Source organism: Aeromonas sp. A35_P (assembly GCF_002259925.1).
GTDB lineage: Bacteria > Pseudomonadota > Gammaproteobacteria > Enterobacterales > Aeromonadaceae > Aeromonas > Aeromonas dhakensis.
Genome location: NZ_NEVB01000007.1, coordinates 1 through 16,765, shown reverse-complemented (window position 1 = coordinate 16,765; position 16,765 = coordinate 1). Strand labels below are relative to the sequence as shown.

At 61.6% G+C, this 16,765-nt stretch carries 13 protein-coding genes and 1 pseudogene; 6 read left to right on the top strand and 8 right to left on the bottom strand.

The window, feature by feature from the left end; all coding sequences use genetic code 11:
- Positions 1-198, bottom strand: a 198-nt coding sequence (locus tag CAK78_RS00630) for a transposase (protein WP_141214094.1), incomplete at its 3' end; no start/stop codon positions are given.
- A 179-nt stretch (positions 199-377) separates the two neighbouring features.
- Between CAK78_RS00630 and malX the strand changes: the two are divergent.
- Together malX and CAK78_RS00620 are read left to right on the top strand one after the other, a co-directional pair.
- A pseudogene (malX, locus tag CAK78_RS00625) lies at positions 378-1,947 on the top strand (maltose/glucose-specific PTS transporter subunit IIBC).
- A gap of 76 nt (positions 1,948-2,023) precedes the next feature.
- Positions 2,024-3,226, top strand: a complete 1,203-nt coding sequence (locus CAK78_RS00620) for a MalY/PatB family protein (RefSeq protein ID WP_094696040.1) — start codon at positions 2,024-2,026, stop codon at positions 3,224-3,226.
- Positions 3,227-3,253: 27 nt separating this feature from the next.
- Here CAK78_RS00620 and CAK78_RS00615 read toward each other — a convergent pair whose 3' ends face one another.
- Together CAK78_RS00615 and CAK78_RS00610 are read right to left on the bottom strand one after the other, a co-directional pair.
- Complete coding sequence (locus CAK78_RS00615) at positions 3,254-4,033, bottom strand: hypothetical protein (protein ID WP_254924662.1); 780 nt, start codon at positions 4,031-4,033, stop codon at positions 3,254-3,256.
- Between the two features lie 357 nt (positions 4,034-4,390).
- The gene (locus CAK78_RS00610) at positions 4,391-6,277 is read right to left on the bottom strand and encodes a PTS fructose transporter subunit EIIC (protein WP_094696038.1); all 1,887 of its coding nucleotides are present in this window, start codon (positions 6,275-6,277) and stop codon (positions 4,391-4,393) included.
- Between the two features lie 734 nt (positions 6,278-7,011).
- Here CAK78_RS00610 and CAK78_RS00605 point away from each other — a divergent pair.
- Positions 7,012-7,161, top strand: a complete 150-nt coding sequence (locus tag CAK78_RS00605) for a hypothetical protein (RefSeq protein ID WP_094696037.1) — start codon at positions 7,012-7,014, stop codon at positions 7,159-7,161.
- 76 nt (positions 7,162-7,237) lie between these two features.
- On the opposite strand, the gene CAK78_RS00600 is transcribed toward CAK78_RS00605, so the two are convergent.
- Both CAK78_RS00600 and manA read right to left on the bottom strand, forming a co-directional pair.
- Entirely contained in the window at positions 7,238-7,744 is a 507-nt protein-coding gene (locus tag CAK78_RS00600; RefSeq protein WP_094696036.1) for a hypothetical protein, read from the bottom strand.
- Between the two features lie 235 nt (positions 7,745-7,979).
- A complete protein-coding gene (gene manA, locus CAK78_RS00595) occupies positions 7,980-9,179 on the bottom strand; it encodes a mannose-6-phosphate isomerase, class I (RefSeq protein ID WP_094696035.1) in 1,200 nt (399 codons plus the stop codon).
- A 129-nt stretch (positions 9,180-9,308) separates the two neighbouring features.
- Between manA and CAK78_RS00590 the strand changes: the two genes are divergently transcribed.
- Positions 9,309-10,184 carry a helix-turn-helix transcriptional regulator gene (locus tag CAK78_RS00590; RefSeq protein WP_005298937.1) on the top strand — a complete coding sequence of 292 codons (876 nt, stop codon included), beginning with the start codon at positions 9,309-9,311 and terminating at the stop codon, positions 10,182-10,184.
- Between the two features lie 202 nt (positions 10,185-10,386).
- Positions 10,387-11,640, top strand: coding sequence for an NADP-dependent isocitrate dehydrogenase (icd, locus tag CAK78_RS00585; protein ID WP_094696034.1), 1,254 nt, complete (start codon positions 10,387-10,389; stop codon positions 11,638-11,640).
- Positions 11,641-11,717: 77 nt separating this feature from the next.
- Here the strand turns inward: icd and CAK78_RS00580 are convergent, their stop codons facing one another.
- From CAK78_RS00580 to CAK78_RS00570, 3 genes are all read right to left on the bottom strand, one after another.
- Positions 11,718-13,178 (bottom strand): SulP family inorganic anion transporter, encoded by a 1,461-nt coding sequence (locus tag CAK78_RS00580; protein ID WP_094696033.1) that lies wholly within the window; start codon positions 13,176-13,178, stop codon positions 11,718-11,720.
- Positions 13,179-13,483: 305 nt separating this feature from the next.
- A complete protein-coding gene (locus CAK78_RS00575; RefSeq protein ID WP_005298942.1) occupies positions 13,484-13,660 on the bottom strand; it encodes a hypothetical protein in 177 nt (58 codons plus the stop codon).
- A 334-nt stretch (positions 13,661-13,994) separates the two neighbouring features.
- Positions 13,995-15,326 (bottom strand): D-serine ammonia-lyase, encoded by a 1,332-nt coding sequence (locus tag CAK78_RS00570; RefSeq protein ID WP_094696032.1) that lies wholly within the window; start codon positions 15,324-15,326, stop codon positions 13,995-13,997.
- Positions 15,327-15,624: 298 nt separating this feature from the next.
- On the opposite strand from CAK78_RS00570, the gene dsdC reads away from it, so the two are divergent.
- Positions 15,625-16,593 carry a DNA-binding transcriptional regulator DsdC gene (gene dsdC / locus CAK78_RS00565; RefSeq protein ID WP_094696031.1) on the top strand — a complete coding sequence of 323 codons (969 nt, stop codon included), beginning with the start codon at positions 15,625-15,627 and terminating at the stop codon, positions 16,591-16,593.
- Positions 16,594-16,765: the final 172 nt, after the last annotated feature.

Below are 16,765 nucleotides of genomic sequence, written 5' to 3'. Positions count from 1 at the left end.
ATGGCAGTGATTGCATTGCAGCACGCGTGGCCGACTTTTCAGGTGACAACAGGTCTTGTTGGCACATTCAGGGCAGACAAAGCCGTGAGGAAAACGCCAAGTGAACAACGCGTTTTCGCACTGAGCTTCAGTGCCATAGTCCTTGAGAAGCTCAAACAGGCTGTAGCCTTTCTGGAATTGGACTTTGCTTTTGGCCATGATCTCGCTCCTCGATAACTGTGCATAAGATCAGTATAGTTCGGGGTGACTGCTAATCATGGGTAATCAGGAAACGTTTTATCATTCAGCAAAACCAGATACGGCTCGCCGTCGCCATCCGTCAGGGAGGCCACCGGGCAGGCGTATCGAATGCCCCTCACCTCACAAGGATCTGACACATGGCCAAGTCCCCCGCCAAATCCACCGTATGGGAGTTCCTGCAGAGCCTCGGCAAGACCTTTATGTTGCCTCGCCCTGCTGGCCTTCTCGGGCATTCTGCTCGGTGTCGGCAGCTCGCTCACCAGCGATGCGGTCAAGCAGAGCATGCCCTTCCTCGACAATACCGTGCTGCAGCTGCTGTTCCTCTGGATGACCAAGGTGGGGCTGGTGGCCTTTATCTATCTGCCGGTGATGTTCGCGGTGGCCATTCCGCTCGGGCTGGCACGGGAAGAGAAGGGGGTAGCGGCCTTTGCCGGTTTCGTCGGCTATGCGGCCCTCAACCTCTCCATCAACTTCTACCTCACCGTGGCCAACGTCATCGGTGACGCGGCGGCGGAGAAGGCCTACGGGGTGAAATCCATCCTCGGCATCAGCTCCATCGACACCGGCATTCTGGGGGCCATCATCGTCGGGGTGATCGTCGCCAAACTGCACGCCCGCTTCTACACCTACAAGATGCCCGATGCGCTAGCCTTCTTCGGCGGCGCCCGCTTCGTGCCCATCATCACCGCCATCGTGCTGGGGGTGGTCGGTCTGGTGGTGCCCCTGGTCTGGCCCTGGTTTGCCGCCGGCATCAACGGCATCGGGGCGCTTATCTCCCACGCCGGTCCCTTCGGCCCCTTCCTGTTCGGTACCGGTGAACGGCTGCTGCTGCCGCTCGGCCTGCACCACATCCTGGTGGCGCTCATTCGCTTTACCGAGGCGGGCGGCACATCGCTGGTGTGCGGCAACGAGGTGAGCGGCGCCCTCAACATCTTCTACGCCGAGCTCTCTTGCGCCGACACTACCCAGTTCTCTGTGTCGGCCACCTCCTTCCTCTCACAGGGCAAGATGCCGGCCTTCCTCGGCGGCCTGCCGGGGGCGGCGCTCGCCATGTATCACTGCGCCCGCCCGGAGAATCGCGGCAAGATCAAGGCGCTGCTGGTCTCCGGCGTGGTGGCCTGCGTCATCGGCGGCATTACCGAGCCGCTGGAGTTCCTGTTCCTGTTCGTGGCGCCCGTGCTCTACGTCATTCACGCCATCCTGACGGGTCTGGGCTTTATGACCATGGGGTTGCTTGGCGTCACCATCGGCAACACCGACGGCAACCTCATCGATTTTCTGGTGTTCGGCGTGCTGCAGGGTACCGCCACCAAGTGGTACTTGGTGCCCGTGGTGGCGGGGATCTGGTTTGCCATCTATTACAGCGTGTTTCGCTTCGCCATCGTGCGCTTCAACCTGAAAACGCCTGGCCGGGAAATCGAGACCAGCGAGGCGGCTCAACCCGCGGGCAAGAAGGCAGGCAACAGCGGCTACAACGGCGAAATCATCCTCAATGCGCTGGGCGGCGCCGGCAACATTCTGGCGCTGGACAACTGCATCACCCGCCTGCGGATGTCGGTGCAGGACATGAGCCAGGTCGATGACAAGGTATTGAAGGCGAATGGCGCCATCGGGGTGATCAAGCTCGACGAGCACAACCTGCAGGTGGTGATCGGGCCCCAGGTCCATCTGGTGAAAAACCAGCTGCAGAGCCTGATGGGGGCCTGAGTCGGCCCTCTGTTACCCTGCGTTGGGGGGGCGCCATGCCCCCTTGTTCATTGCTGTTTTTGCTGGTGAGAAAGAGATGCCCACTACCGAATCCTTTGATTTTGACCGCCTGGTCGATCGCCACGGCACCTACTGCACCCAGTGGGACTATGTGGCCGACCGCTTTGGCCACGCCGACCTGCTCCCCTTTACTATCTCCGATATGGATGTCGAGACTGCCCCCTGCATTCGCCAGACCCTGGCCAGGCGCCTGGAGCACGGGGTCTTTGGCTACAGTCGCTGGAATCACGACGACTTCAAGGGGGCGGTGAGCGACTGGTTTGCCCGCCGCTACGGGGCGCAGCTCGACCCCGAGACGCTGGTTTACGGCCCCTCGGTCATCTACATCATCGCCCAGCTGGTGAGCCTCTGGTCGGCGCCCGGCGAAGGCGTGCTGGTGCATACCCCCGCCTACGACGCCTTCGGCAATATGCTGGCTGCCAACGATCGTGTGTTGCTCTCTTGCCCGCTGATAAAGGGGGAGGGGAGCTATCACATCGACTGGACCTGTTTCGAGCAACAGGCGGCCCGCCCCGATTGTCGCGTCCTGCTGCTGTGCAGCCCCCACAACCCCACCGGCCGGGTCTGGACGCGGGACGAACTGGGCCGGATGGCCGCTATCTGCCAGCGCCACGGGGTCAGGGTCATCTCGGACGACATCCATATGGATATGAGCTTTGCCCCTTACCTGCCGTGGAGCGAGGTGGCGCAGGATGACAACTGGGCACTGGTGAGCTCGGGTTCGAAATCTTTCAATATTCCGGCCCTTGGCGGCGCCTACGCCTTTATCGCCAATGCGGATGCTCGGGCCGGCTATCTACAGCGGCTCAAGGCGGCCCATGGCCTCTCATCACCGCCCATTCTCGGGGTACTGGCTCATATCAGCGCCTATCGGGAGGGGGATGAGTGGCTTGATGCCTTGAAAGCCTATCTGCACGGCAACCTGACCCAGGTGGCGGCGCGGCTCAACGCTGCCTTCCCCGCCATCGACTATCGGGTGCCCGAGGGGACCTATCTCGCCTGGATTGACTTGAGCGGCCTTGGCATCGACTCCACCGAGCGGATGGATGCGCTGCAAACCTTGCTGGTGGAGAAATACCGGGTCGCCATCATGCGCGGCGACACCTATGGCCCCGAAGGCAACGGTTATCTTCGCCTCAATGTCGGCTGCCCTCGCTCAAAGGTAGATAAAGGCATCGATGCCCTGATCAGCGCACTGCAAGAGCTGCTGGCCAGATAGAGCACCGCCGCCCTCGGGCGGCGGTTGCTATTTCGAGGCGGCCTTGTCAGGCCGATAGCGGGTCTCTTCTATCTGATCAAAGCGCAGGATCAGGGTATCACCCCCCTTGAGGCGATAGGCGCAGTGGGAAGTGTTGCAGGCGATGCGAATATGAGGCTCATTCCCCAGCAGGGGAGACTGACTATGGGCCTCTGTCTGCGGCCACTTGTCTTGTTCGAGGCGGGAGATCTGTGTTTGTGCCTCTTCGACACCTTTCACAAAGAACCAGAGCGCACCCATGACGGGGATCAATACGGATAACAACAAGAAGGCAAATTTGTCATAGCTATTCCCCATCCAAACAAATGCTCTGAAAAGAGAGGGGGCTGGGTAGCGCCCAATCTTTTTCGCTCTTTTGATCAGCCAACGATAGAACATTGAGCTTTGCCACAGCCATGTGAGATGAATTCGCCAGCGAGCGCAGATGAGTAGGGTGATCGCCACTGAAAAAATCGTGAGCATGCTACCCAATACAGGCCACATCCAGGGCTTAAGCATATTGAGAGTCGTGAGAAGGCTAAGGGCCAGCAGATAATCCGCCGGTGGAGAAAATTCGGCATAGTCGAGGTTAAACGCCAAGGTATAGCCATAGTGATAGGCCATCCCCAGGAGATAGGTTGCTGCTGTCAGGGCAGGAATGGCCGCCACGACTAATCCCGCAAAGCGCCAGGTTGTCCCCTTTTCTTCGGGTTCCAGCTCAGAATTGCGCAATGTTTTTATATGTTGGCGAAGCCAGCGCCAACGGGCAGCGGCTGTTCGATTACTCACTGGGCGTCCCTTCACTCATCTAGTTGATATATGAATCTGTCAGAGAATAGCGCGGCTTCGAAACCGAACCTTGTGCGAACAGCAGGCACAGCAACTGGCGTTTATTCGGGATGGCGGGCGAGGCACTCGGGCAGGGTGAGCCGTACATCCGTCAGATCCATCTGTGCAAGGCTCCGTCCATATGTGGTCGTCAGGCCGGCTGGCAGGCGAAGGCACAATATGGCTCCTATCTTATCGATCCTGTGGGTGAGGTCGCCATCCCCGTTCGGGCGGCTGACGAAGGGCTTGCTGCCTGATGCCGGGATAAAAGAAGGGGCCCTTGGCCCCTTCTGTCGTTGGTACTCTCAAGTGCCGTTGTCAGGCCACCTGGCGCCCCGGCCGGGTGCGGGCCAGCAGCCCTTCCGGGTTGTGGATGGCCTCCCGGGTCTTGACGTCGATGACCTCGATATTATTGAAGCGCTCCCTGTTCTTGATGGCTACGTCGTGGGCCAGGATGACGTAGCGGGCGTTGGCCACGTCTTTGGCGCTGATGCGGTTGATGATGCCGTTGGCACCCTGGGTTTCCACTTTGAGCTTGATGCCGGCCTTGGCGGCCGCTTTTTGCAGGCTCTTGGCGGCTAGGAAGGTGTGGGCCACGCCGGAGGGGCAGGCGGTGATGGCCAGCACTTCGGCTTCCCCTTCCGCCTCGATGATCTGGTACTCCTCCTGGCGCTCGTTGTTCTCTTCGGTGTCGCTGACCGGCTTTTTCAGCAGATTGACGATAAGGGCCGTGGTGAGGGCGCCGAGCAGGGTGCCGAAGATATAGCCCATCTTGCCCTCCACCACCGGCAGCACGATCCAGCCGCCCCAGGGGGCGTGGTTGATGCTGTGCATCATGAAACCGGTGATGTTGCCGACGATGCCGCCTGCGACGATGGCCGGGATGACGCGCACCGGATCGGCGGCGGCAAACGGAATGGCCCCCTCGCTGATGCCGATCATGCCCATGATGGCGGCCGCTTTACCCGCTTCACGCTCCTCTTTCTTGTAGCGCTTGGGCGAGAGCAGGGTGGCCAGCGCCATGCCGAGGGGCGGCACGCAGATGGCGATGCCGACGCCGCCCATCAGCCAGGGCTGGGTGTTGACCTGGGTCTGGGCGAACAGGGTAGCTACCTTGTTGATGGGGCCGCCCATGTCAAAGGCGGTCATGCCACCGAGGATGGCCCCCAGCATCACCTTGCCCGAGCCCGCCATGCCGGAGAGCCAGTGGTTCATCCCCTCCATCATGGCGGCGATGGGGGCGCCGATGACCCACATGACGATGCCGCACACCAGGAAGGTGCCGATCAGCGGATAGATGAAGATGGAGCCGAGCGAACTCATGGAGTCCGGCAGCTTGATGCGTTTGAGCTGGTTGACGATGAGGCCGGCGATAAAGCCCACCAGGATGGCGCCGAGAAAACCGGTATGAAACTGCTGCACGGCAATCCAGGAGCTGATCATGCCGGGGGCCAGGCCCGGTTTGTCCGCCATGGAGTAGGCGATGTAGCCGCCCAGCACGGCGGTAAACAGAGTGAGCCCGGCAATCCCCATGTCGGCCATGTCCTTGAGCACGCCCGCCTCGGGCACGGCGCCCTTGCCGCTGATCATCACCGACAACGACAGCAGCACGCCCCCCGCGACGATGAAAGGGATCATGTGGGAGGTGCCGAACAGCAGGTGTTGTTTGAGGGTGTTGAGCTGGGCCTTGATGCCGCGCTCCTGCGGCTCCGCCGGCTGGGCAGGTTGCGCCCTAGGGGCGGCAGGGGCTGAGGACGGCCCTGGTGCGGCCAGCAAGGCGAGTACCTCGGCGCGGCTGGTGGCCGCCTGCATGCTGGCGATGAAACCGGGTTCCAGCAGCTTGGTGGAGAGCTCGGCCAGCACCTCGATATGGTGGTTGGCGCCGCCCGCCGGGGAGGCAATCATGAAGAACAGCTTGGAGGGCTCGCCATCCTCGGCGCCGTAGTCGATGCCCTGGCGGCTGATGCCGACCACGATGGCGGGCTCTCGCACTGCCTCGCTCTTGGCGTGGGGCAGGGCAACCCCCTGCTCGAAGCCGGTGTTGTCGAGCGCTTCTCGCGCCCAGAGGTCGCGGACAAACTGATCCTGACTGGCTATCTTGCCGCTGGCCTTGAGCCTCTCGGCCAGCTCGACAAACAGCGCCTGCTTGTCGCGGGCCGCAAGATCGAGGCAGATCAATCCTTCATCTATCAGGGTGGTGAGCATGGTTTTCTCCTGGCTGGTGCCGTCCGAATGGAACTGGTCCTGTTGAAACTGTGGTGCAACGGGTTGACCTGGCTATTGTTTCTCCCAAGTGTCTCGGCCGAAATCGGACATATGTGCCCTTTACTGGATTTTTGTGTCGATGGCGCTCACCTGTGAGCCTGCTCGCATTTTGTCCGGTTGAAGACGGTCGCTGTGGATTGACAAAAACAGCTTTAAAAACAGGTGATTATTCTTAGTGTGGGGGCAATTCATCACCAGTCGGCGGTTGGATGGCCTGCTCTTCATGGGCTGAAGGATGGAGATTTGTGTGCTCTAGCGAGCGGGAAAACTGTGAGCCGCTCGGCAAAAGCGGCTGCCTGGCTCTGGGCGGCGCTTATGGTGGCGGGGTTGCAAGGGGCGCAAACACGGGGCGTGAAAAATCAGTGCATAATTGGCGGCCTGAAAAGGGCGTATGTACTCGCCATGATATCTTTTTAAGCAATTGATATTTAATGGTTTATGTCTCTTACGCAGGAGCGTAAAGCGGGCCTGTTGAGCTCCTTTAGACGGTTTTACGAGAGACGTTTAATCATTTTTTAGATTGCTTTGTGCATATCCAATCGTTTATTTAGTTGGACAGTTTTGGCAAACCGGAAGTCAAACTTGATGAACCGACAGGCCAACGCCCTTGATGCGGAGTGTGCCGTCAACCCGTTTTACTTGTCATGTTCACCCAGATGTAAGGAGACATCCTGATGGAAAATTTGGCCCAAAATATCGACACCATGCGCGAAGAGTTCAAGCAACAGGAGCTCAAACAGGCCCATGACAAATGGCAGGCCAGGGTCGAAGAGCTGCAGCAGATCCGCGCTGAAGAGCCTCAGTCGGAGGCGGTAGAGGAGTGACCTCGCTAAGGGCCCGGCGCTGATGCGCGAGCGGCCCGGCTGAATGCAAAACCCCCGCCTGTATGGCGGGGGTTTTTTATTGGGGCTCGATGGCGTTGTGGTTCTGCCACTGGCGCAGGCGCTGTTTGAGGGAGCCATCGCCGGGGGGGATGAAGTCATCCATCAGGTAGCAGCGGTTGTCGCCGCTCTTCTGAAAGTGGAGGCTGACGGTCTGCGGCTCTTTCTGGGTGTCGGAGAGGGCAAACAGATAGTGCATCCTGACCGTTACCCCTTGCTCTTGCTCCTTGGCCAGGGTGAAGCTGACGGGCTCGCTCACCTCGCCATCCTGGGCGTTGATCCAGGGGTCGGCATCGATGGCACACACCTCGCCGTCGGCGTTGCACTCGGCCTCGCTGCTCAGCACGGCGAAGAAGTCGGGGGTGAGCAGCGCCTTGAGCGGCGCCGGATCGGCGTAATAGAAATCCTTGTGCTCGCTCCAGAACGCCTTGGCCAGCCTGAGTGCCACCCCCTTGTCGCAGGCGGCGTGCACCGGGCTGCCCAGCAGCGCCAGCAGTAAAACGGATAGTCCACAGTAGCCTTTCATGATGTTCTTCCTGAACTGGGGCCGGCTGGCAGTGCTGCTCCGGCGGGTATCAAGGCGTGTGATAGCCAGACGGGCATGATAGCCAACCAGAGAGACGCTGACAGCAGGATCTGATGATTTTATGCCACACATCAAGAATTTAGTCGGCAAAGGCGGGAGTGGACAGCGGCGGTCACTGCCAACAACAAGGGCCATCCTGGATGGCCCTTGTTGTCATGGGGCGACTTGAACCGGCTTAGCTGCGGTTGCCGGCGCGGGCGACCCGGCCCTCGGCCAGCAGCTGGTAGCGGCCGGTGGCGGCCGGGATGAAGGCGGACTGACCCTTCTCGAGGCGCAGGGTGTCGTCACCGCGCTTGAGGATCACGGCCTCGTCGATGGCAAACAGGATCTCGGCGCTGGTGGTGGTGAGCTGGTGCTCGCCCGCCGGGTAGACGCTGAAGGTGAAGTCCGGCACCGGCACCTCGAAGTGCTGCACCGCCCCCTCCATGCTGGGGGCAAGCAGGATCTGGTCGTCCGGCTTGGGCAGGCAGCGGGTGCAGGCCAACAGCTCGGCCACGTCTATGTACTTGGGGGTGAGCCCGGCGCGCAGCACGTTGTCGGAGTTGGCCATGATCTCGAGGCCAGTGCCGCGCACATAGGCGTGCGGGGTGCAGGCGTCCAGATACATCGCCTGACCGGGCTGCAGGGTCACCACGTTGAGCAAGAGCGGCGAGAAGAGCCCCACATCCCCCGGATACTGGGCAGCCAGACTGGTGATCAGCGCAAAGGTCTCTTCATCCTGATGCTTGGCGGCAAAGGCCAGCAGGCCCGCCAGCGCCTCCTCCTTGCGCGCCCCTTCCAGCACCAGCAACTGGTGGAAGAAGTGCTGCAGGCCCGCTTCGTTCTGGCTGGCGGCGAGGGCGGCGATCAGCTCGGCAAGGGCGGGCAGTTTGACCCGCTCGAACAGCGCCAGGATGGCCGGGATGGCGCGAAAGCCGTTCATCGCCTGATAGGGGGTGAGGGCAAACACCAGCTCGGGTTTGTGGTTGGGATCCTTGTAGTTGCGATTGGCGGCCTTGGGCGAGATGCCGGCGGCCTCTTCCTTGGCAAATCCCGCTTCGGCCTGCGCCTTGCTCGGGTGCACCTGAATGGAGAGGGCCTTCTCGGCGCACAGCACCTTGAACAGGAACGGCAGGCTGCCGAAGCGGGCCTGGGTGGCGTCCCCCAGCACGGCGGCGGGGGCGCGCGCTATCAGGGTCGAGAGCTTTTGCGCCTGCCCGGCCAGCACTACCTCGGAGCAGCCATTGGGGTGGGCACCCATCCACAGCTCGGCCTGGGGTTTGCCCGCCGGATTGGGGATGCCGAACAGGGTGGTGAGGGCGTCATGGCTGCCCCAGTCGTAGCCTTGAATCGGATTTTGCATTGACAAAAAAGAGGGCAGATCGCGACTGCTCATATGGGATGCCTCATTGGGTGTGCAGAGAATCGGGTGCAGAAAAGGGTGGCATTGCTGCCGTGGACCGGACTATAACATGGGCGGTCGCGCACGCCGCAACCGCTTGCCTCTCTCTTGATCAGGATCAGCATGTCTCTTGTCTTCAGCCAGTTGCTCGATGGCGCCCTCCACGAGCAGGCCCCCTTCGACCAGATCTGGTTTGCCCAAGATCAGGGGGTGCCGCCCGGTTTCAGCTATCAGGTCAACTTTCCCCGCCTCGAGCTGGTGTTCAGTGGCGAGTATCGCAACCAGATCTGGGACAGGGAGCAGGGCTGCCAGGAGATCTGCATCGCCCCGGGGCAGGCGCTCTATATCCCCCCCAACGGCTGGAACAAGCCACTCTGGACCACCGACTGCTCGGTGCTGAGCCTGCTGTTCGGCAAGCGTCAGCTCGGCTTCAGTCTGGTGAGCAAGCGGCGGGAAGACCCCGATTTCTTTGACGTGCAAAAGCACAGCATCATGGCCCGGGCCGGCCATGTGAACGAACACATACTGGCGGCGCTCAACGTGCTGACCGAGGATCCCGCTCGCTCCCCCACCGACAATCACCTGCTGCAGGCGCTGCTCACCAGCGTGCGCCAGCTGCTGGCCGAATCCACCTTCGAGCGGCCGCGGGGGGCCGAGCTGTTTCACGGGATCTGCATCTATATCCAGGAGAACTTTCACCGCCCCATCAGCCGGGATTCGATCGCCCATCGCTTCAACGTCTCGGCCAGCCATTTGTCGCACCTGTTTCGCGAGCAGGGGCACATGCGCCTGGCCGATTACATCAGCTGGGTACGCATCGATCGGGCCAAGTTCATGCTCAAGAAATACCGCTTTCGCCTCGAAGAGGTGGCCAGCCGCTGTGGTTACAGCGATGTGAACTATTTTTGCCGGGTGTTCAAGCAAAAGACCGGCTTGACCCCCTCCCAGTACCGGGCACTTAGCCAGCCGCAGGGGCAGGCCGAGGGGCTGGCGGGATAAGCAGGGATGCTGCGAGAGCCTGTCCGAGTCAGGCGCCGGTGGGGCTGCTTCGGATCCGGAGCAGGCAGAAGGGACGCATTGTGATCCAGTGCGCGACTATGGTCTGACATGCGTGCTCGCCATTTGATTCTGCAAATGGATGGGCTTAAGATGGCCGCGCGCAACTTACAGATTGATAACAAACGGAAGTTAGGAGATGCCGATGGAAAGCAAAGTAGTTATCCCGACCCAGGGCCAGAAAATCACAGTCGATGCCAACGGCAAGCTGCAGGTTCCCAACCATCCGATCATTCCGTTTATCGAAGGGGATGGCATCGGTGTGGACGTGACCCCGGCCATGTTGAATGTGGTGAATGCCGCGGTCGAGAAAGCCTACAAAGGCGAGCGCAAGATCGCCTGGATGGAGATCTACACCGGCGAGAAATCGACTCATGTCTATGGCGAAGGTGCCTGGCTGCCGGCCGAAACCCTGGATTTCATTCGTGAATACTGCGTGGCCATCAAGGGCCCGCTGACCACCCCGGTCGGCGGCGGTATTCGCTCCCTCAACGTGGCCCTGCGCCAGGAGCTGGATCTCTACATCTGCCTGCGTCCGGTCCGTTACTACGAGGGCACCCCGAGCCCGGTCAAGCGTCCTGATCTGACCGACATGGTGATCTTCCGCGAGAACGCCGAAGACATCTACGCCGGCATCGAGTGGAAAGCCGACAGCGACGAAGCCAAGAAGGTGATTTCCTTCCTGCAAAACGAGATGGGCGTGAAGAAAATTCGCTTCCCCGAGACCTGCGGCATCGGCATCAAGCCCATGTCCAAGGCCGGTACCGAGCGTCTGGTGCGTGCCGCCATCGAGTATGCCATCGACAACGAGCGCGACTCCGTGACCCTGGTGCACAAGGGCAACATCATGAAGTTCACCGAAGGTGCCTTCAAGGATTGGGGCTACGCCCTGGCCCAGAAAGAGTACGATGCCCAGCTCATCGACGGCGGCCCTTGGTGCTCCTTCAAGAACCCGAAAACCGGCAAGACCATCGTCGTCAAGGACGTCATTGCCGACGCCTTCCTGCAACAGATCCTGCTGCGCCCGGCCGAGTATGACGTCATCGCCTGCATGAACTTGAACGGCGACTACATCTCCGACGCGCTGGCGGCCCAGGTGGGCGGCATCGGCATCGCCCCGGGCGCCAACATCGGCGACGGCGTGGCCCTGTTCGAAGCGACCCACGGCACCGCGCCGAAGTACGCCGGTCAGGACAAGGTCAACCCGGGCTCCCTCATCCTCTCCGCCGAGATGATGCTGCGCCACATGGGCTGGGTTGAGGCGGCCGACCTCATCATCAAGGGGATGGAAGCGGCGATCCGCAACAAGACCGTCACCTATGACTTCGAGCGTCTGATGGAAGGCGCCACCCTGCGCTCCTGTTCCCAGTTCGCCCAGGACATGGTCGACCAGATGTAAGTCTGTGAAGATGCAAAAGGCCAGCGCCAGGGGGCTGGCCTTTTTTATGGGCGCTAGGCGCCAAAAGCGGCGTTCAGTCAGGTCGCCGGGGCGAAGCGGCCGAGCAGGGCGGCACTGGCGTCGCTCACCCCCGTCAGCTGCACCTCGGTGCCGGCAGCCTCGAAGCGGCGGCGCACCGTGGTCAGGGCCTCGGCGGCGCTGAGATCCCAGAAGTGGGCGTCACTTAAATCGATCACCACCCGCTCGAGGGATTCGCCGGTGTCAAAGCCGGCACAGAACTGCTCTGTGCTGGCGAAGAAGACCTGGCCGTGCACCCGGTAGGTGCGGGTGGCGCCGTGGCGCTCGCTGTCGCTGTGCACCAGCAGGGTACGCGCCACCTTGTGGGCGAAGAAGAGGCAGGCCAGCAGCACCCCGGTCAGCACCCCGAGGGCCAGGTTGTGGGTCACCACCACCACGGCCACCGTGCTCAGCATCACCAGGTTGGTGGCCAGGGGCGTCTTGTGCATGCGCAGCACTGAGCCCCAGGAGAAGGTGCCGATGGATACCATGATCATCACCGCCACCAGGGCCGCCATGGGGATCTGGCGGATCCACTCGTCCAGGAATACCACCATGACGATGAGCAGGGCCCCCGCCACCAAGGTGGAGAGGCGGCCGCGGCCACCGGATTTCACGTTGATGACCGACTGGCCGATCATGGCGCAGCCCGCCATGCCGCCCATCAGGCCGGCGGCGATGTTGGCCAGCCCCTGGCCCTTGCATTCGCGGTGGCGATCGCTGCGGGTGCCGGTCATCTCGTCGACGATGGCGGCGGTCATCAGGGATTCGAGCAGTCCCACCACGGCCAGGGCGGCGGAGTAGGGGAAGATGATGGCCAGGGTCTCGAGATTGAGGGGCACCTCGGGCCACATGAAGACCGGCAGAGTGTCCGGCAGGGCGCCCATGTCGCCGACCGTGCGCACCTCGAGGCCGAGGCCGGCGCTCACCGCGGTGAGCAGCACGATGCACAGCAGCGGCGAGGGGAGCAAAGTGCCGATGCGCGGCAGGCGCGGGAACAGGTAGATGATGCCAAGCCCCGCTGCGGTCATGGCGTAGACCTGCCAGCTGACGTTGGTCAGCTCCGGCAACTGGGCCATGAAGATGAGGATGGCCAGGGCGTTGACAAAGCCGGTCACCACCGAGCGCGAGACGAAGCGCATCAGGGCGCCGAGGCGCAGGTAGCCGGCCAGGATCTGCAGCAGGCCGGTGAGCAGGGTGGCGGCCATCAGGTATTGCAGGCCGTGTTCGCGCACCAGGGTCACCATCAGCAGGGCCATGGCGCCGGTGGCGGCGGAGATCATGGCCGGGCGACCGCCGGTGAAGGCGATGATGACGGCGATGCAGAAGGAGGCGTAGAGCCCCACCTTGGGATCGACGCCGGCGATGATGGAGAAGGCGATGGCCTCCGGGATCAGGGCCAGGGCCAGGGCCACGACCGTGCCTGACAGCAGATCCCCCCTGACGTTGCCAAACCACTCTTGTCTGATGCGCTCACGCATGGATTGTTCTCGCTCGTTGCTGGCGCTCTGGGCGCGCGTTGTCGTTATGGGCGCGGTGGCCGCGCGGCGCGCGACTCTAACAAAGGGGAGGGGCAGGGGCAAGGCGCGCACGGGTCGATGTGACGCCTAATTGCGCATGGCAGGCGGCCTTGCGCGGTAACCTGTTGAAACGACGTGGGCAACGATATGAAGCAGGCAGGCAGATCCGCGCTGTCATGGTGAGAAAACAAAGGAGGCGAGGGGAGGAAGGGGCTGGATAAAAGAGAGCCTTGCAGTTTGGGGCTGCAAGGCAAGGATTCGGATGATTAGGTGGTTCGTTCCAGATGGTGCTGGTAGATCTGTTGCCATTTGTCCTGCTCGGCCTCATCCCCCTGGGTTTGCCAGAACTCGCAGATGGAGCTGGCGAGTTCGGATGCCATGGCGTGGTCCCCATCGCGGCGACTCATCAGATATTGTCCCAGCCAGCTTTGATATTGTTTCATTGCCCGATCTCCTTATCTCGTGTGTCTTGCTGACCGCCGTCAGGCTTTGTGCCGGACGGGGCCATCAGGCCACGGTTTTTCTGCATGCCCGTGATGGTTGTGATCGACGGATTGGGTCGCGATCTCGCCCGAACAGGGCGCCAACGTGGGTGCAGATGTCAAAAAACGGTCACTATCGTATCACAAAATAACCAGCCTGGGGGGATTGTCAGCAATTCAGGGTGTCCAGCTGTCTGGCCGTCTACATTTGATACACCTAAGCATGCACGCCATCTTGCTGATCTCACACGAGAAAAACCCGCCAGTCTGGCTGGTTTTATGGCTGAAAAAAAGATCAGAGGCGGGCGTTGGCCAGGTACTTTTCCATCTCCTCGGCGGGCACCATGCCGCCGCCGGTGGCCCACACCAGGTGGGTGGCGCTGGCCATTTTGGCTGCATCCAGCCCCTGGCCAGTTTGCCACTCAAGGTCGGCCGCGACGCGCCATGGGCCTGCCATGCCGGCCAGGGCAGAAGGCTCCAGCCTGATCTGCTCTTCGCGGGCCAAGAGTCCGAGCAGGTCGTACATCTCCTGATCGCTCAGGGTGTAGAAGCCTGCCAGCAGCCGCTCCATAGCGCGGCCGACAAAGCCGGAAGCGCGCCCCACCGCGAGGCCATCGGCAGCGGTGAGGTTGTCGATGCCCAGATCCTGCACCGCAATGGCATCGTGCAAGCCGGTGTGCACCCCGAGCAGCATGCAAGGGGAGTGGGTCGGTTCGGCAAACAGGCAGTGAACGTTGTCCCCAAATGTGAGCTTGAGGCCAAAGGCCACCCCGCCGGGGCCGCCGCCGACACCGCAGGGCAGGTAGACAAACAGCGGATGGTCGGCATCCACCTTGATGCCCATCTCGTCGAACTGTTTTTTCACCCGTTCACCGGCCACCGCGTAGCCGAGAAACAGGGTGCGGGAGTTCTCGTCGTCGATAAAGAAACAGTTGGGGCCGCGTTCGGCCTCCTTGCGGCCCTGCTCCACCGCCACCCCGTAATCCTCGGCGTATTCCACCACGATGGCGCCATGTTCGCGCAACTTGCGCTTCTTCCACTCTCGCGCATCGGCGGACATATGGACGGTGACGCGAAAGCCGAGGCGGGCGCTCATGATGCCGATGGACATGCCAAGGTTGCCGGTGGAGCCCACCGCGATGCTGTACTGGCTGAAGAAGTGGCGGAACTCGTCCGTGAACAGCTTGCGATAGTCGTCCTCTTCGCAGAGCAGACCGGCCTTGATGGCCAGCTGCTCGGCATGGGCCAGCACCTCGTAGATGCCGCCGCGCGCCTTGATGGAACCCGAGATGGGCAGATGGCTGTCTTTTTTGAGCAGCAGCCGGCCGTTCACCTCGACCCCATAACGGGCATTCAGGGCGCGCTGCATGGCCGGGATGGCGGCGATGTCGGATTCGAGAATGCCCTTGCTGGCGCGGGTCTCGGGGAAGGCTTCACACAGGTAGGGGGCGAAGCGGGCCAGGCGGGCGGAGGCATCCGCCACATCGCGGCCATCCAGCCCCACATAGGGCAGACCTTCCAGCAGGGGGGTGGCCTTGGGGTTGAACCAGCTGACCGGTTCCAGCGCGATCAGGGCGTGCAGCAGCGGAAACTGCTGGGTGAGTTGTGATACGTCGATGTGCTTCATGGTGTGCTTGGTCTCGTCATGGAATACGGTCGCGCCGGCCAGTCACGGCCGATACCGTCTCAAGGTTGTGATAGCCGCGGTGCACCCCGGCATGGGAATAAGCTTGGCGTTATTCAATGCCAACGAGGTGGCCGTGACAAATGATGAAATGAGCGTCTTGGATGAGCTGGATTGATGCAAGGGCGTCACATTCATCACAATGTTGGCCTGAGAGCGATATTGGGTGATATGAGCTGATGCAGCGGGCCGCTTTTTCGGTATCATCGGCGCATGTGTTGAAGGGGGCAACGGGGGCGTCATGTACCAGCAGGATCACCAGGTGGCGAGAAGCCGCATCGCAGGAAACAAGCTGCTCAACGGCTACCAACTGGCGAGGCTGCACACCTTCGAGGCAGCAGCCAGACACGGCTCCTTTGCGCTGGCGGCCGACGAGCTGGCGCTCAGCCCGAGTGCGGTGAGCCACAGGATAAGCGCGCTGGAGGAGGATCTCGGCTTCAAGCTGTTCCAGCGTTTTCACCGCAAGGTGGCGTTGACGGCGGACGGGCAGCGGGTGTTCTGGGCGCTCACCTCATCGCTGGAGTTCATCAACCAGGAGATCCTGGAGATCCGGCATCAGGAGCTGTCGGGCCCCCTGACCGTCTTCTCACGTCCCTCCATCGCCCAGTGCTGGCTGGTGCCACGGCTGGCGGATTTTGCCCGTCTGCATCCCCAGATCGAGCTCAACATCATGACCGGCAACGAGAACATCAATCTGCATGGCTACGGCATCGATCTCGCCCTCTGCTTCGATGACAAGACGCCTGCGCGGCTAGCCATCCATCCGCTGATGGACGAGTACATGGTGCCGGTGTGCAGCCCGGAGTATGCCGAGCAGCACGGCCTGCTCGGCAACCCGGCCAACCTGGCACACTGCCGCCTGCTGCACGATCGGCAAGCCTGGAGCCAGGATTCCAACGATGATGAGTGGTCCGGCTGGGCCGAGCAGTCAGGCGTGTCGCTTTCGGCATGCAGGGCCAGCATGGGGTTTGATCGCTCCGATCTCGCCATCATCGCCGCCATGAACCACGCAGGGATCGCCATGGGACGGCAGAACCTGGTGAGCCAGCGACTGGCGCGGCGCGAGCTGGTGGCCCCCTTCCCGGACATGGCGGTGCGCTGTGCCCAGCGTTACTACATCGCTACTCTGCCCAATTGCCAGAACCCCAAGGCGCAAGCCTTCATCGACGGGGCCTGCCAGCAGGCGGGGGAGGGAGCGCCGGTTTTGTAGAAAAAGAAGGCAGCAGGATGTATGGAGATGGTATTCACCTGACAGTTGCCCACAAAAGGGAGTGGTCATACGGCTTCAAACCGGATAACAAAACGGTACCCCTACCGTGTTATCTGGAGTCACCGTATGACCACCAACGAGAAAGTAGCACGTCGCAAACTCAGCCTGCTAG

What these genes read in the sequence shown, in the direction of transcription:
- CAK78_RS00620 (WP_094696040.1), top strand. Translation starts at nt 2,024, where the DNA reads ATGCCCACTACCGAATCCTTTGATTTTGACCGCCTGGTCGATCGCCAC.
- CAK78_RS00610 (WP_094696038.1), bottom strand. Translation starts at nt 6,277, where the DNA reads ATGCTCACCACCCTGATAGATGAAGGATTGATCTGCCTCGATCTTGCG.
- CAK78_RS00605 (WP_094696037.1), top strand. Translation starts at nt 7,012, where the DNA reads ATGGAAAATTTGGCCCAAAATATCGACACCATGCGCGAAGAGTTCAAG.
- CAK78_RS00600 (WP_094696036.1), bottom strand. Translation starts at nt 7,744, where the DNA reads ATGAAAGGCTACTGTGGACTATCCGTTTTACTGCTGGCGCTGCTGGGC.
- manA (WP_094696035.1), bottom strand. Translation starts at nt 9,179, where the DNA reads ATGAGCAGTCGCGATCTGCCCTCTTTTTTGTCAATGCAAAATCCGATT.
- CAK78_RS00590 (WP_005298937.1), top strand. Translation starts at nt 9,309, where the DNA reads ATGTCTCTTGTCTTCAGCCAGTTGCTCGATGGCGCCCTCCACGAGCAG.
- icd (WP_094696034.1), top strand. Translation starts at nt 10,387, where the DNA reads ATGGAAAGCAAAGTAGTTATCCCGACCCAGGGCCAGAAAATCACAGTC.
- CAK78_RS00580 (WP_094696033.1), bottom strand. Translation starts at nt 13,178, where the DNA reads ATGCGTGAGCGCATCAGACAAGAGTGGTTTGGCAACGTCAGGGGGGAT.
- CAK78_RS00575 (WP_005298942.1), bottom strand. Translation starts at nt 13,660, where the DNA reads ATGAAACAATATCAAAGCTGGCTGGGACAATATCTGATGAGTCGCCGC.
- CAK78_RS00570 (WP_094696032.1), bottom strand. Translation starts at nt 15,326, where the DNA reads ATGAAGCACATCGACGTATCACAACTCACCCAGCAGTTTCCGCTGCTG.
- dsdC (WP_094696031.1), top strand. Translation starts at nt 15,625, where the DNA reads ATGTACCAGCAGGATCACCAGGTGGCGAGAAGCCGCATCGCAGGAAAC.